The sequence below is a fragment of the Bacteroidales bacterium MB20-C3-3 genome (genome assembly GCA_035609245.1).
Taxonomy (GTDB): domain Bacteria; phylum Bacteroidota; class Bacteroidia; order Bacteroidales; family UBA932; genus Bact-08.
This window is the reverse complement of the sequence record CP141202.1, coordinates 2,204,675-2,220,179: the sequence shown is the minus strand read 5'-3', so window position 1 is coordinate 2,220,179 and position 15,505 is coordinate 2,204,675. Positions and strand designations below refer to the sequence as shown.

At 40.3% G+C, this 15,505-nt stretch carries 17 protein-coding genes and 2 pseudogenes; 11 read left to right on the top strand and 8 right to left on the bottom strand.

Annotation, left to right across the window (positions count from 1 at the left end; genetic code table 11):
* Positions 1 to 12: 12 nt before the first annotated feature.
* From U5907_10105 to U5907_10075, 7 genes are all read right to left on the bottom strand, one after another.
* Positions 13 to 807: an Mrp/NBP35 family ATP-binding protein gene (locus U5907_10105; protein WRQ32921.1), complete on the bottom strand. Its 795-nt coding sequence runs from the start codon at positions 805 to 807 to the stop codon at positions 13 to 15.
* 8 nt (positions 808 to 815) lie between these two features.
* Entirely contained in the window at positions 816 to 1,682 is an 867-nt protein-coding gene (locus tag U5907_10100) for an ATP-binding protein (GenBank protein ID WRQ32920.1), read from the bottom strand.
* Positions 1,667 to 2,524: an ATP-binding protein gene (locus tag U5907_10095; GenBank protein ID WRQ32919.1), complete on the bottom strand. Its 858-nt coding sequence runs from the start codon at positions 2,522 to 2,524 to the stop codon at positions 1,667 to 1,669. Before U5907_10095 ends, U5907_10100 begins: the two co-directional genes overlap by 16 nt.
* The gene (locus tag U5907_10090) at positions 2,525 to 2,863 is read right to left on the bottom strand and encodes a NifB/NifX family molybdenum-iron cluster-binding protein (protein ID WRQ32918.1); all 339 of its coding nucleotides are present in this window, start codon (positions 2,861 to 2,863) and stop codon (positions 2,525 to 2,527) included.
* Between the two features lie 2 nt (positions 2,864 to 2,865).
* Entirely contained in the window at positions 2,866 to 3,189 is a 324-nt protein-coding gene (locus U5907_10085; GenBank protein WRQ32917.1) for a NifB/NifX family molybdenum-iron cluster-binding protein, read from the bottom strand.
* Positions 3,161 to 3,586 (bottom strand): DUF134 domain-containing protein, encoded by a 426-nt coding sequence (locus tag U5907_10080; GenBank protein WRQ32916.1) that lies wholly within the window; start codon positions 3,584 to 3,586, stop codon positions 3,161 to 3,163. Before U5907_10080 ends, U5907_10085 begins: the two co-directional genes overlap by 29 nt.
* 68 nt (positions 3,587 to 3,654) lie before the next feature.
* Positions 3,655 to 3,822 carry an ATP-binding protein gene (locus U5907_10075; protein ID WRQ32915.1) on the bottom strand — a complete coding sequence of 56 codons (168 nt, stop codon included), beginning with the start codon at positions 3,820 to 3,822 and terminating at the stop codon, positions 3,655 to 3,657.
* 13 nt (positions 3,823 to 3,835) lie between these two features.
* Between U5907_10075 and U5907_10070 the strand changes: the two are divergent.
* From U5907_10070 to U5907_10035, 8 genes and pseudogenes are all read left to right on the top strand, one after another.
* Positions 3,836 to 3,949, top strand: a pseudogene (locus tag U5907_10070) (ATP-binding protein).
* Positions 3,950 to 4,047: 98 nt separating this feature from the next.
* Positions 4,048 to 4,686 (top strand): TetR/AcrR family transcriptional regulator, encoded by a 639-nt coding sequence (locus U5907_10065; GenBank protein WRQ32914.1) that lies wholly within the window; start codon positions 4,048 to 4,050, stop codon positions 4,684 to 4,686.
* 51 nt (positions 4,687 to 4,737) lie between these two features.
* The gene (locus U5907_10060) at positions 4,738 to 6,030 is read left to right on the top strand and encodes a TolC family protein (protein ID WRQ32913.1); all 1,293 of its coding nucleotides are present in this window, start codon (positions 4,738 to 4,740) and stop codon (positions 6,028 to 6,030) included.
* 4 nt (positions 6,031 to 6,034) lie between these two features.
* Positions 6,035 to 6,949, top strand: a complete 915-nt coding sequence (locus U5907_10055; protein ID WRQ32912.1) for an HlyD family efflux transporter periplasmic adaptor subunit — start codon at positions 6,035 to 6,037, stop codon at positions 6,947 to 6,949.
* Positions 6,924 to 7,865, top strand: a complete 942-nt coding sequence (locus tag U5907_10050) for an ABC transporter ATP-binding protein (GenBank protein ID WRQ32911.1) — start codon at positions 6,924 to 6,926, stop codon at positions 7,863 to 7,865. The genes U5907_10055 and U5907_10050 overlap by 26 nt, the downstream gene beginning before the upstream one ends.
* Positions 7,866 to 7,867: 2 nt before the next feature.
* A pseudogene (locus U5907_10045) lies at positions 7,868 to 8,599 on the top strand (ABC transporter ATP-binding protein).
* A complete protein-coding gene (locus tag U5907_10040) occupies positions 8,596 to 9,729 on the top strand; it encodes an ABC transporter permease (protein WRQ32910.1) in 1,134 nt (377 codons plus the stop codon). Before U5907_10045 ends, U5907_10040 begins: the two are co-directional and overlap by 4 nt.
* Before the next feature lie 2 nt (positions 9,730 to 9,731).
* On the top strand, positions 9,732 to 10,844 hold the full coding sequence (locus U5907_10035) for an ABC transporter permease (protein WRQ32909.1): 1,113 nt from the start codon (positions 9,732 to 9,734) through the stop codon (positions 10,842 to 10,844).
* A 101-nt stretch (positions 10,845 to 10,945) separates the two neighbouring features.
* Here U5907_10035 and U5907_10030 read toward each other — a convergent pair whose 3' ends face one another.
* A complete protein-coding gene (locus tag U5907_10030) occupies positions 10,946 to 12,124 on the bottom strand; it encodes a PDZ domain-containing protein (GenBank protein ID WRQ32908.1) in 1,179 nt (392 codons plus the stop codon).
* Positions 12,125 to 12,334: 210 nt separating this feature from the next.
* On the opposite strand from U5907_10030, the gene U5907_10025 reads away from it, so the two are divergent.
* The 3 genes from U5907_10025 (at position 12,335) to U5907_10015 (ending at position 15,493) form a co-directional block, all read left to right on the top strand.
* Positions 12,335 to 12,694, top strand: a complete 360-nt coding sequence (locus tag U5907_10025; protein ID WRQ32907.1) for a hypothetical protein — start codon at positions 12,335 to 12,337, stop codon at positions 12,692 to 12,694.
* 151 nt (positions 12,695 to 12,845) lie between these two features.
* A complete protein-coding gene (gene cas6 / locus U5907_10020; GenBank protein ID WRQ32906.1) occupies positions 12,846 to 13,577 on the top strand; it encodes a CRISPR-associated endoribonuclease Cas6 in 732 nt (243 codons plus the stop codon).
* A 53-nt stretch (positions 13,578 to 13,630) separates the two neighbouring features.
* Positions 13,631 to 15,493, top strand: a complete 1,863-nt coding sequence (locus U5907_10015) for a hypothetical protein (protein WRQ32905.1) — start codon at positions 13,631 to 13,633, stop codon at positions 15,491 to 15,493.
* Positions 15,494 to 15,505 lie beyond the last annotated feature (12 nt).

Here is a 15,505-nt window from a genome sequence, read left to right as displayed (position 1 = left end):
TATCAATGATATTTAAGTTATGATGTCAATAAGTTTCATAAATGCTTCATATACCTGCCTGTCAGTTGTTAAATCTCCCATCTTTCCCCCATCACAGCTTACTCCCACATTCTCATTAACAGGTATCTGTGCCAGCAAAGGGATTCCAAATTCAGTTGCCAACCTCTCGCCTCCTCCTTTACCAAAAAGGAAATATTTCTCATCAGGGTGTGAAGAGGGTGTAAACCATGACATATTTTCAACAACTCCTATAACAGGTATTCCAATCTGAGGGTTCTTGTACATAGCTATTGCCTTCTCTACATCATCCATAGCCATAATCTGAGGAGTGGTAACAAAAATCACCCCGTCAGCTGCCATGTTCTGAAGAATTGTTATATGTATATCTCCGGTTCCCGGAGGCGTATCTATGATTAAATAATCAAGCTCACCCCACATAGTGTCGTTAAGCAGCTGAGATAATCCACTTGATGCCTTGGGGCCTCTCCATATAACCGGCTCTCTTGTATCAATAAGAAAACCAATAGACATTAGCTTTATCCCAAAGTTGATAAATGGTACCAGATAGGTTTTCCCATCCTTATCAACTACAAATGGTCTCTTCCCTTTAAGATTGAACAACAAAGGAATTGACGGACCATATATATCGGCATCCAGCAGCCCGACGGAATGGCCCTCTGATGCCAGACTCATTGCAAGACCGGCTGCTACGGTGGATTTACCTACACCCCCCTTACCGGATGCAACTACAATTATTTTTTTTATACCCTCAGGCTTGCTCTTGATTAATTGTTCCTGTTTCTCCATTACTATTACTATTTATAACTTTTTATTGTTTTCCATATTTTTTCCAATTCAATACTTACAACTGAATCCGGATTAAATTCAATTATACTTTTTCTGTTGACCATTGCATCAACTACCACCCGGTCAAAAGGAATTTTTCCGATAACGCTAACATCGTAAATTTTGCATAACTCCTCAACCTCTGTAGTTAAATCAGGAGAGAGGTCATATTTATTGATTACGACATATTTATTTGAACTGTAATTTTCTAGAAGTTGAAGAGTTCTGTTGAGATCGCTTTTTGCTGAGATGGATGGTTCTGTAACTATTAAGAGATCTGACACTCCGGATATTGAAGATATTAATGCACACCCTATGCCCGGAGGAGCGTCAATCAGAATAGTCTCCAATCCCTCTCTCTCGGAAATTTCTCTGGCCTTACTCCTTACCATTGCTACCAGTTTACCAGAATTCTCCTCTCCCGGTTCCAGTCTTCCATATACCATCTTCCCATTTCTGAAGGATCCGGAGTGCATCCTGCTCTTATCGTTTGGAACCATTTCTATTGCTTTAGAGGGACATAACCGCGCACAAAGTTTACACCCGTCGCACGATATTTCATCAACAATACAAATTCCATTTATTGAGGAGATTGCATCAAAACGGCAATACTCTTCACACAGTCGGCACCCTGTACATTTATCCTGATCAATAACAGCCTTTTCACCTGCAATATATACTTGAGTCTCCTCAATATCCGGATTCATTATTATATGCAGGTTTGCCGCATCCACATCACAATCCGCAAGGACAACTTGCCTATTCATTGTAGCAAAAGCAGATGTAATACTGCTCTTGCCGGTTCCACCCTTTCCGCTTATTACTGCAAGTTCCATTGTAATATTTTATTAGCCATTACTTCAAATTGAAGGGAGATACCTTCGTTCTCCTCTGTGACAAGTCCTCCTTTTGAATAGATCTCCGCATAATTTCTATCAAATGGTATCTCTGCAAGAAGATCAATTTTCTCATTTTCCAGATACTCATAAACCTCGTTGCAACCCAACCCTGCCCTGTTTACAATTACAGAGAAACGCTTCTCCATATGTCTTAAAATCTCAACAGAGAGTTTAAGATCATTTAATCCAAAGGGGGTTGGCTCTGTAACAAGAATTATATAGTCGGAGGCATTTACTGTATGAATAAATGGACAAGATGTACCGGGTGGAGAATCAAAAATCTCTATCTCTGCACTAGTTGCTGATATTGCCTTTTTGAGCACCGGAACAGGTGTATAAACACCCACTTTTAATCTTCCCTCAACAAGAGAGGATAGTCCCTGTACATCGTATGTTGTGACATCTCCCAAATCCACATCTTTTTCAGTAATGGCTCCGTAATTACAGGCCAGCAGACAAGCACCGCAATCATGACACATCTCCTCCATTACTTTAGCCATTTTCCTCTCTTTCAGAATTAATATGGCGTTGTACGCGCACCAATCCTGACACCTTCCACAAAAGAGACACTTATCGATATCAATAACAGGAACTTTTTGAGTAACCTTAATTCTACTCCTCTCTGAAATATTAAAAAAAGCGGCAGCATTAGGCTCCTCAGCATCACAATCTGTAAGGGACACATTGGCCCCTCTCTTTAATAATGACTGATAAAAATTGGTTGACACAAATGTTTTTCCTGTACCACCCTTACCGCTCGCTATTGCTATTTTAACCATCTAGTGATCACATTGATTAGCTCCTGTCTCCAATATATCGTTAAGACAATCCTCCACAAGTGCCTTTGCTGACTTCTGAGGTGCTCCCATATGAACTTTAATACCATTTTGAACCAAAATAGATTGAGCGTGCTGCCCCATCCCACCTGCAATAATATCTGTTACCTGCTCACCATAAAGCCATAAAGGTAAAATTCCCGGCTCATGGGGTGGAGGAGTAGCCAGTGTCTCAGAGAGAACTGTATTACCATCTGTATCAATAAACGCAAACTGTGTACAATGTCCAAAGTGTGAACATAAAACCCCATTTTCAAGTGGAACTGCAAATTTTCTTTTCATAACTACTCTTTATTATTTTTTAAAAGTTCAATAATCTGTTCTATTGTCTTATCCTCTTTAATCATTATAAGACGGACACCTAAACTGTCAAAAATGTTTTTAACCTTGTTCCCAAACTCTCCCGACACTACTTTTTCAGCACCTTTTGTAGCCACCAATCTTGCCGAGGCCACTCCTGCCCCCTCAACACTCTCTGCATTTTCATTAGGGACAAACTCAACTGAACCAGTCTCGGAGTCGTAAACTACAAAAAATGAACATCTGCCAAAGCGTTTATCCATCTTTGAATCAAGTGTGCTACCTGTTGATGTTATTACTGTTTTCATTATAAATTATTATTTTTTTTGATCCGCAGAGAGAGCATCCCCCTACAGGATTCTGTTTTTCTAAATGGTTAAAAAGACATTTACAACTTTTGCACTCATACCAGCTGCTGTCAAAGTAGACCTTACCACCTTCAAAGACTATTGGTCTTCCCTCAACGAAAGCAAGAGCAATTTTTCTTCTTGCATTTTCATAAATTCTTGCAAATGTAGATCTGGAAATTTCCATCTCTATGGCAGCTTTTACCTGTCCTAAAAGCAGATGATCACTTAACCTGATTGATTCATACTCCTCAAGATTGAGTACCACAGGATGTTCATTACTACTCTCTCCAATGATCCTGTACCCCTTAAATTCAGGAGGATTAAACATTTTTCGCTTTAATTTTGGTCTTGGCATAATAATGGGCATTTGTCCATTACAAAGATAATGGACAATTGCTCATTTCGGCAATTTTTTTTGATTATTTAGACCGGGATAGAGAAGAAGAATGTACTGCCATCCCCAGGTGATGACTCCAGCCATATCTCACCACCCAGCTTAGTTACATAACCCTTTACAATGGATAGTCCAAGTCCTGAGCCCTCTATACTTCTGATATGCTCCAGGTTTGCCTGCACAAATATTGATTTCAAAAGGACACAGAGTGGTTCAGGTCTTGGTTTATCAATTGTCAAGGCATATGTAGAGGCTTTGGGTGGAAATATAAGGGTAGAATCAGAACCAGGAAAAGGGAGTACTTTTATATTCTCGTTGAAATAATAATATAAATCACTATTTTTTTATTCTATATAAACTTCTTTTACTTACTTTGCAAAATATTTAATAGACCTATTAAATAGACTTATTAATATATTGAAATGAAACCTGTAAAAGATTCCTCAACAGAAGAGAAGATTTTAATTGCCGCAGAGAAACTCTTTTACGAAAGAGGCTATGCGATGACTCACACCACCGATATTGCCCGCCTGGCCGGATGCAACCAGGCTTTGGTTCACTACTACTTCAGAAGCAAGGAGCGGCTTTTTGATCTTTTCTTCGAAAATAAGGTGAGGCTCTTTATTAATGTATTCCTTACTGAGGGTAATGATGAAAGTAACTTTCAGGCAAAAATTGCAAAAAAGATAAAAGCACATTTTGACATACTAAAGGCCAATCCAAGACTACCTTTTTTGCTGTTTAATGAAATCTCAACAAACCAAAAAAGGCTGGAAAAGATAAGAGAGAACCTGGGGGTGATACCCTCCCTTTTGATCCAAAATCTGGATAAAGAGTTAGATGATCTTTACAAAAAAGGAGAAATAAGGCAGATTTCTGCTGTCGATTTGATGCTCTCAATTATATCACTGAATGCTGTTATGTTTATTGCTGACCCTATAGTAAGAATAATGACAAACTGTAATGATGAGGAGTTTTCAAGTATGCTTGAAAAAAGAAGAGAGGATAATGTGAAGACCATACTCGCAAGGCTGCAGCCCTGCCCCCTACCTCAGGGGTAAATGGCCAAACAAATAATAATCAATAGTTTACAAAAAATAGTACTTTTTTATATGAACTTCAATATCAATCGTTTGGCCATTTACCCCTGGGGTAGTATTTTCTTGCTTTTCGCTGCTTCGCTGACTGCTGCCGGTCAGGATTTTTCTGTAAAATTATCTGTAGAGGAGTTGCAGCTTAAGGCAGAGAGAAACTATCCGGCAGCTAAGCAGTACGGGCTTATTGAACAGAGCCGGGACTTTACACTGGCAAATGCCTCAAAAGGATACCTACCACAGCTTGGGCTAAATGCCAGAGCAACTTATCAGTCAGAGGTTACACAATTGCCTGCAGCTATGCCTGGGGTAAACCCTTTGAATAAAGATCAATATCAGGCAGTTGTGGAGGTAAACCAGATAATATGGGACGGAGGTGCAATTGAGGCACAGAGGAGAATTGCAAAGGCCTCTTCTGAGGCTGATTTGAAAAGAGTTGAGGCGGAGCTCTATACAGTCAGAGAGAGGGTTAATCAGCTGTTTTTTAGAATACTTCTGATTGAGGAGCAGATCAGGCAGACAGATATTTTAATTCTGGAACTGGAAAACAATTATAAAAGAGTGTCGGCCTATCTGGAAAACGGAGTTGCGACAAAATCTGATCTGGATGCTGTAAGAGTAGAGGTACTCAGGGCCGGACAAAAGAGGGAGGAGCTTAAAATGACGGGGATTACTTACAGAGAGATGCTGGCAGCATTAACAGGAGATGAAGCAGTAAAGTCGGGGAATCTTATAAAGCCCTCTGCAGATGTCTCTGCATTTATAAATGGGAACAGAAGACCGGAGCTTGCACTCTATGACGCTCAGTCACATCTTGCAGAGAGTCAGAAGAGAAGCTTAAAGGCTGCGACAATGCCCCGGTTTAACCTCTTTGTACAGGGAGGATATGGTAATCCCGGGCTGAACATGCTCAAAAATGAATTTTCAACATATTATATTGGAGGTGTAAGGCTCTCCTGGAACTTTGGATCTTTTTACACAAAAGGTAACTCAATCAGGCTGCTTGATGTGAAGAGAGAGAGTATCAACACTCAGAGGGAAACATTTCTTTTCAATAGCTTGCTGGCAGAGAGGCAGCAGCTTAACGAAATTTCAAAATTCACAAAACAGATGGAGTCTGACACAGAGATAATTCGTCTTAGAGAGGAGATTAAAAGGGCGGCAGAAAAAAGGGTTGAAGAGGGGATAATTTCCGTTTCAGACCTTATACGGGAGATAAATGCAGAGAATCTTGCCCGTCAGGAGAGAGCAACACACGAGATAATGCATCTTATGGCAATATATTCCATTAAGTACCTGAAAAACAATTAACACTATGATTAAAAATACTTTTTGTGTCGCTGTCACAATTTTCACCCTTCTATCTTTCACCCTGCCATCCTGCAGCAGGTCCGGTTCAGAACACGATGCTTCAGGAGTTTTTGAGGCTACTGAAATTCTGGTTTCGTCAGAATTAAGCGGAAAAATTCTGGAATTGGATATTGAGGAGGGTGACAGCGTTGAGGCCGGCGCGGTATTGGGCCAAATTGACACAATTCAACTTTTCCTTAAAAAAAGGCAGCTTCTCGCAACAGTGAGAGCTCTTGAGGCGCGCCGCCCTCAGGTTCGCAAACAGATTGCGGCACTCGAAGAGCAGATTTCAGTGCAAAAGCGGGAGAGAGAGAGGTTTGAGAGATTACTCAAAGCAGACGCCGCCACTCAGAAACAACTTGATGATATCACCTCATCAATATCTGTACTTGAGAAACAGCTGGAGGCACAACGCTCAACTCTTAGTAATACTTCCGGAGGAATTACCGAGGATGCTGCTGCACTGATGGTTCAGGTAGATCAGATAAACGATCAGCTGGAAAGAAGCAAAATTGCATCTCCAATATCGGGGACCATCCTTGCAAAATATGCAGAGGCAGGAGAGATAACTATGGCCGGCAGGGCGCTTTTCAAGGTGGCAGAGACAAAAAATATGCACCTAAAGGCATACATCACTTCAGATTTGCTCACCAGATTAAAGCTTAACCAGACAGTTAAGGTTTTTGCTGATTTTGGGGAGGAGGGGAGCCGGGAGTACAGCGGAGAGGTTATATGGATATCTGATAAGGCCGAGTTTACTCCAAAGACTATTCAGACCCGGAGTGAAAGAGATAATCTTGTTTATGCAATTAAGATTGCAATTATAAATGATGGTTTTTTAAAGATTGGAATGTATGGAGGGATTGACCTCGGTTTGTAAAAAATCGTTTTCCAAATCAATTGTAGTTAAAGAACTTGCCAAAAACAACGGCAAGGTCTCCTTTGAGGTTGAGAGGGGGGAGATTTTTGGGGTGATTGGGCCTGACGGAGCAGGAAAGACTACTCTGTTCAGGGTTCTTACCACTCTTTTACTACCTGATGCAGGAGAGGCAAGGGTGGAGGGGTATGATATTGTGAAGGATTACAGGGAGATCAGGAAAATAGTGGGATATATGCCCGGAAGGTTTTCTCTTTATCAGGATCTTACTGTGGAGGAGAATCTGAGAATCTTCGCAACACTATTTAACACAACAATCGAGGAGAATTACCACCTTATAAAGGATATTTACTGCCACCTGGAGCCCTTTAAAAAGAGAAAGGCGGGGGCGCTGTCAGGAGGTATGAAACAGAAACTGGCTTTAAGTTGTGCACTTATTCATAAACCTGAAGTCCTCTTTCTTGACGAACCTACTACAGGAATAGACCCGGTTTCAAGAAAAGAGCTATGGGAGATGCTGGGAAGATTAAAAAGAGAGGGAATCACAATTGTTGTATCAACTCCATATATGGATGAAGCATCTCTTTGTGACAGAATTGCACTTATGCAGGATGGAAAATTCCTGATGTGTGATACCCCCCGGGCAATAATTGACTCTTTTGATAAAAATCTTTTTAGTGTTAAGGGGGAGAATATGGGGGTACTTCTTGAGGGTTTGAGAGGAGCAGATGGGGTGCTCTCCTGTTTTGCATTTGGAGATTCGCTCCACATAACAACGGAAAAGGAGAACGGAATATTTCAGGCAGTTACAACAGACTCTCTGAAGGCCTACCTTGAGAAGGCTGGTTTTAAAGGGGTTGAGGTCACAAAAACAGAACCCTCTGTTGAAGATTGTTTTATGGAACTATTGAGCAAATGAGAGTAATAGAGGTAGAGAACCTTACTAAAAGATTCGGCAGCTTTACAGCTGTTGATAATATTTCATTCTCAGTTGAGAGAGGAGAGATATTCGGCTTTCTGGGTGCAAACGGAGCAGGAAAAACAACAGCAATGAAGATGTTGTGCGGTCTGCTCAGGCCCACATCCGGAAAAGGGGTTGTCGCCGGATTTGATATAAACAGAGATAGCGAAAAGATAAAGGCAGCAATTGGATATATGAGCCAGAAATTTGCTCTTTACGAAGATCTTAAAGTATGGGAAAACATAAGGCTCTATGCAGGCATTTACGGAGTTCCTGAAAAAGAGGCAACAGAGAGGTCACACAGACTGCTGGAGGAGCTGGGCCTTGAGAAAGAGAGGGAGAGTCTGGTTAAGTCGCTCCCTTTAGGCTGGCGTCAAAAACTGGCATTCTCAGTCTCCATTTTTCACAGGCCGAGCATTGTTTTTTTGGACGAGCCCACAGGAGGGGTGGATCCGGTAACAAGGCGGCAGTTCTGGGAGATGATTTACAAGGCTGCAGCCGGAGGAATCACCATTTTTGTAACAACACACTATATGGATGAGGCAGAATATTGCAATAGGGTCTCAATAATGGTGGACGGCAGAATAGAGGCACTGGACTCCCCTGCCCTGCTTAAAAAGGAATTTGGAGCAGTAAATATGGACGATGTTTTCAGAAAACTGGCAAGGAGATCAAACAACGGGTTGTTATGAGAGCTTTCAGAGTATTTGTTCAAAAAGAGTTTTACCACATCCTCAGAGACAGGTGGACTACCATTATTCTGCTGGCTCTTCCAATACTTATGATTATACTCTTTGGGTTTGGGATTACAACAGAAATCAGAAACACAAAATTTGCGGTATATGACCCTGCAGGTGATTTTACTACAAGGGGGATAATCAATAAACTAGAGAGCAGTGAATACTTTACTCTTGAGAGGTACCTCTCCTCCCCTGATCAAATTGAGCAACTATTCAGAGAGGGCAAAACAGGTTTTGCCGTTGTATTCAGTGATGAGCAGATTCTTTTGGTGGCGGATGGTACTGACCCAAATACTGCGTCAATACTTACAAATTATGCAACTGCACTTATTAATTCATATTTGGAGGAGAGCGCTGTGAGAGAGGCGGGCGGCGGCGCGGCGACGAATGTCGCCGGCGATCCGCCGGTTGCTGCCGCAACCGCCGCCGCCCGCCGCACAATCACACCGGAAATCCGCCTCCTCTACAACCCATCGCTCAAAAGCGCATACAATATTGTCCCCGGTATAATGGGGATGATACTGATGCTAATCTGTGCAATGATGACATCGGTATCAATAGCCAGAGAGAAGGAACTTGGAACAATGGAGGTTCTGCTGGTCTCACCAATGAAACCTTTCCTTATAATACTAAGCAAGATTGTTCCATATTTCACCATTTCCGTAATCAACTATGTTACAATACTGATTCTCTCCGTTTATGTTCTCAATGTTCCCATTGCCGGCAGCCTGATACTGCTCTCCGGGCTTTCACTGCTATTTATAATGGTCTCTCTGCTGCTTGGCATTCTTATCTCATCACTGGTAGAGAAACAGATTGTAGCGCTGCTCATTTCCGGGATGCTGCTGATGATGCCTGCAGTCTTCCTCTCCGGGCTGATGTTCCCTATTGAGAGTATGCCTGAGGTACTTCAGTGGCTCTCGCACATCCTCCCTGTAAAGTGGTTTATTATTGCAGTAAGGAATGTAATGATAAAGGGGCTGGGATTCTCGTCAATAATAAAAGAGATTGCTATACTTACCGGAATGGCCGCTGTTATACTGGCTGTAAGTATCAAAAAATTTAAATTCAGACTGGAGTAGTTATGTTAAAATATTTACTGGAGAAGGAGTTCAAACAGTTCTTCCGGAACAAGGCCCTGCCTAAAATGGCTGTAATAATGCCATTCATGGCAATTTTAATATTCCCGCTGGTTGCAAATTTTGAGATTAAAAACATTAACCTGGCAATTGTGGATAATGACAAAAGCTCCACATCACGAGCAATGGTTCAGAAGATTGCTGCCGGTGGATATTTCAGTATATCACAAGTTGCAGATACCCACAATGAGGCGATGATAGATATTGAGCTTAACAAATCCGATATTATTCTTGAGATCCCGGCAAATCTTGAGAGAGATATTCAAAGAGATGGCACAGCGAAGGTACTGGTCTCCGCAAATGCTGTCAGTGCAACCAAAGGGGGGCTTGGGAGTGCATATCTGGCCGGCATTGTAGGCGATTATAACAGAGAGATCAACTCAGATATATTAACGATGTGGGAGCTAACGATGTCGGAGCAATTCACAATCACACCCCGGTTCTGGTACAATCCACGCCTGCTGTATACATACTTTATGGTACCCGCACTAATGGTTATGGTTCTTGCAATGGTATGCGGATTTCTGCCGGCACTCAACATTGTTGGAGAGAAAGAGAGCGGCACAATTGAACAGATAAATGTCACCCCGGTAAGCAAACTAAACTTCATACTCTCCAAGCTCCTCCCCTACTGGATTATCGGCTTTGTAGTCCTCACCATCAGCTTTCTTGCAGCCTGGGTGGCCTACGGACTAACCCCTGCAGGGAGCCTTGCCACAATCTACCTCTTTGCCGCCCTCTTTGTACTGGCATTTTCAGGTTTTGGGCTGGTCATCTCCAACTACGCCACCACCCTCCAGCAAGCAATGTTTATGATGTTCTTTTTTGTCCTCACCTTTATATTCATGAGCGGACTCTACACCCCTGTTGCAAATATGCCGCAGTGGGCACAAAACCTCAGTATTATTAGCCCCCTCAAATATATCATCGTAGTCCTCCGCCAGGTCTACCTGAAAGGGAGCACCTTCTCAGATCTTCTTACCCCTTTCTGGATGCTCACCGGTTTTGCAATCCTCTTCAACGGATGGGCAGTGCTGAGTTACAGAAAGAAGAGCTAAAGGTGGGTGGCGGCCACCCCAGGGGAACGACAATCGCCTCAGAGGAAAAGTGTCAAACAGCAGTGAATAAGCGCATTACAAAAAACTCTCAATTCAGTCAATTATTTAATTATCAAATGCTTGACACTTTTCCTCTGAGGCGATTCCACTTTAAGTTTCACTTCTCCTGCTTTTTCATAGAGAGCCTCCTGCTCAACCTCACTTATAGACTTAACATCTTTTCCGTTAACCTCAAGGATTCGGTCACCTCCCTTCAATCCTGCTTTCTCTGCATTTGAGCCCTGATAGAGGCCGTTAACCACCCAGCATCCAAGCGTTTTGCTTCTATCTGTAAAAGTGAATCCCCGGGTATTAAAAACACACTTTTTATTGAATAGACTATTTGGTTTAAGGTAGAGTTTCTTGTTTTTTAGGTCTATAATAACATAAAATCGCTCCCACACTTTGTTCCCGATAAGTCCTATATGACCACTTTTGCCGGACAAAGCACCACCTGAATCTGTACTATATTCCATAATTAAACCATTCATATCAAAAGAGGCAATTGTACTCTTTTTAGCACGAAATTGCCAGCTTGATGATTTTCCTCCAATCCCACCCTGCTCATATGTCACCCCAAATTTCTCCTTGATAGTATTTAAGTTATACCTGTTTGCCACAGCAGTTGATATGCTTATTGAATGCCCCGACCCCAGATCCATCATAGCCTTCCCGGTAATTGTGATATTATTATCGACCGAGATGGAGATAGGCAGATAGATCCTATTCGACTCAATCTCTATATCGACAGGAACAAATCCCTTTATATCCGCAGCAGAGAGCTGGTTTACAAAGCCGATTTTTTCGTTCTCATAGTCAATTATTATCGCCTTGCCGACAAGCTCCTGTATCCCGAACAGACCATCGGCCTTGTCCCCGAGTATAGGCTTTAACTGAATAATTGGCGCCATTTTAGGCTTATACTCCTTTCCGTACAATCTAAAAACAGCATCATCAAAAATCATCTTGACCCTTTGCTGCTTTCCCCCGACACCCCCCAGCATGGCATAACCAACCTTGCTGAATCTCAAGCCACTACCGGCAAGAAAAGTGCTATCCACATAGACCATATCAGCCCCCGTATCAAATACAAAATTGGCAGCCTTACCACTAAAGTCACTTTTAAAATAGATATGTTGACCATGGTAGACCATATCGTTCATAGTGGTTTGAGCCACAGATTGCAGAGGCAAAAGAGTTGCAATACCTGCAAGAAGAAGCATTGAATAGAGATGTTTCATTGAGATAGTGATGAATTGATATTTACCAAATATAAAACAAAAAACCCAAATCGCCTCAGAGGAAAAGTGTCAAACATCAGTAAATGTGCTTGTTAAACAATTTTCAAAATTTTAATAATCATTTAATTATCAGATGTTTGACACTTTTCCTCTGAGGTAACCAGGTAAGTGTCAAAAGTTGACAAAACGCCAATGTAACTTTGTAGACATATGAGAGATCTTATTAAATATTGCAGATATTACAAAGGTGAGGATGAAATCCCTCTGGAAATTTCCAAAAATGGAGATGGCATGTTTTGGTTCTATGAAAAACTATGGGTTGAGCGAGAAGATTTACATGGTGATGATACAAGAAATATGATAGAATATATTCGGTCCGGACTTGAGGATTTTAGAAAAGAGGATGATGTTCCAATAACCCTAAAAGCACTACTTTTCAACAGGCACTCTCACTGGGGAGGTGGCTACGGAACAGATGAGGACGTTAAATATTTTAAGGAGTGGTATTTTAAATACTATCTAAAAGAGGCATGTGAAGCCTCAGATCTTACCTCAGGGGTAAATGGCTAAATAGCTAAATGGCTAAATACAAATAAAGAAATTAACCATATTTTATAAACAGACTATTAGATATTTTTCTATAACTTTAAAGGTCATTATTCACAATAATATGAGGTTTCAAATTTCCTTTAGCCGTTGCGGGAAAAGCAACATGCTGCCGATGGACTATCAGTACTATTTGAGCGCTTGGATTTACAAAGTTCTGTTCAATGCAGACAAAGATTTTGCTCAATTTCTTCATCAGACCGGTTACTCCGGGTCAAGTAAAAATTTTAAGCTCTTTAATTACTCCCCCTTGATATTTGAGCAATATCTATTATGGAAAGAGAGAGCTCTTTTTGAAATTAAGAGTGATGCCATTAAGGTTAAAGTTTCTTTCCAGCTAGGTGAAGCAGCAGAAAAATTTATAATTGGTCTTTTCAATCAACAGATAGCATACATTGGAAACAAATTCAACGGAATTGAACTAAGAGTTAATCAGATTGAGAGAATTCCTGACATACAGGAAAGCATAACACAGTCATACCGAGCCCTCTCTCCTGTTGTCATAAGTGTAATAGATCCATCAACAAATTATGCCAGATATGCCTCACCTGCAGATGAGGAATATTCTAAATGGATAAAGAACAACTTAATAAACAAATTCAATAGCATTCCACACAATACAAATCAAATTGTTGATTTTGAGATGGATTTTACACTAAAAAGTAACCCTAGATCAAAATTAGTCACTATAAAACCCGACTCAGAACAAGCAAGTAAGATAAGAGGCTACCTGTTTGATTTTGAATTAACAGCTCCCATTTACATTCATAATCTAATACAGTCTGCCGGATTTGGAGAAAAAAACTCAATGGGATTCGGCTGGTGCGAAGTTAATGTTAAGCCTTGAACAACATAATTAATGAGATACGCTTTTAACAATAATAATTATATAATAATGTAATGATTAAAGAAATTTGCCAATTTGTGGAAACACTGGAAGAGCAAGCTCCCGATCTATTTGAAGAAGGAGCCAAGCTCAAGGAAGGTATTTACGTTGCTTTAGACATCGGTCTGGAGGATGGTAAATATGTACTCAAGAATGTTGATGAAAACGGAAATATCTTGAAAGAAGATATTGGACTCTTTACGAAGAAAGAGGAACTAACTCCTTTTTTCGAAAAATGCAGGAAAGTATTGCAATCGTCAAATCCTGTTGATAAAAATAAAAGCTTTAATCCTAATCTTAAGATTTTCAACGTTACTTGTTCTCCTTATGTCGTTGGATTCACAAAAAAAGGGATACTTAGTAACATTGAAAAAATACGTAAAGATGGAACTACAGTTGGTAGAAATGGTATTCTAAATGAACTTACCAATCAATACTTTAAAAAAGCTGGAGTGTATATTGAAGAAGGACCCTCTAGTATTTGGTTCAACTCTCTAAAATCATGGCTGACGGCTAATTTCTGGGAACTAATCGAAAAAATTGGATTCAACAATCTAAAAGAAGGGCATGTAATCGTATTCTTTCTTAAAGAAGTAGATATAAAACATTACAAAAAACCTTATTTGAAATATGTTGGTGAGAACGTTTTTAATAAAGCAGAGTATAATACTATATTTCAGGATATCACCTATGGAGTAAGTGACAGTCTTAATACTTTCAATGACAAAAAAAGCTTTCTCAAACACCAAACGGCAAGTTTTAGATACAACTACCGTATAGATGGTAATGATGCCCAATCTATTTTAAAGTTTTTCCAAATTGGTCAAAAGTTACCCAACCCACTTCCCATCTTTGTTCATAAAGAAGAAGCAAGCCTAAATGCAGATGTAGTCAAGCTTTTCAACAATGAAGGAGTTGCCGGATATTCTGAGATCATTCGGTCGCTACTGTATCTTCGAAAAACGAACCTTCAAAATTTCTATCTTTTGTTTCTTTCAAGAGGAAAAATCATCGATCTGGATTTTGTGCCTGTTTTTAAATATACGTTGAAAGATAAAGCAGAAAATGATTTCACTTTAAAGGAGATTTTTGGAGCAGAGCCAGTCGTGTATTTCAGCAGTAAAGATCACAACGTTTTTGATTTCCAATTTATGGTTGTAAATCCCATTTTCAACAATCAGTTGGTTCAGAAAACTAAAGCTGGAACATTATGGCTCAAATATTTCGATGAAATAAAAGTTAATCCCGAATATGACTTAACAGATGCGATCTACAACCTCCTTTACAAATATCGTAAAGCATGGTACGACTTCATTTTTAAATCGAAACAACAGATAATTACCATGACCATGATCAATGAAATGTTCATAGAATCGATTATCGATGATTTGAGACATGATGAAGGATTAAAAGAACCAGTACATATGCGAAAAAAACTAAGCCTTTGGTTTGGCTTACAACCTTTGTTTGATAACAATTTTAATACAAATAGTATGGCAAATAAAACCGTTGAATTACAAACTAAGATTCGGGAGATTGCCCAAACCGGATCATTTCACATCACAACCGATGATGAATTCGCTTTTGCAGCTGGGCAGCTTATTTGGAAACTATTGATCCAAAGCGAATCGGCAAACCGATCGCACGCGCTACTTGAACCGTTCTTGCAAAAAACAGAACCTGTTCTGTTTAAGCAAGCAATTGCAAGCACGTTCAATATGTACAAATACAAGTTTACACTCTACCCAACTAAGTATGAGTTCGACAAACTCTTTAGCGAAGTAATGGGATATGATCCTGACCTTTCAAATATGAAAGAACACCTACCAATGGTTTTGGCAGGTTATTTTTCCGAATCGATTTTCAAACAACACTAATCATTAAAACAA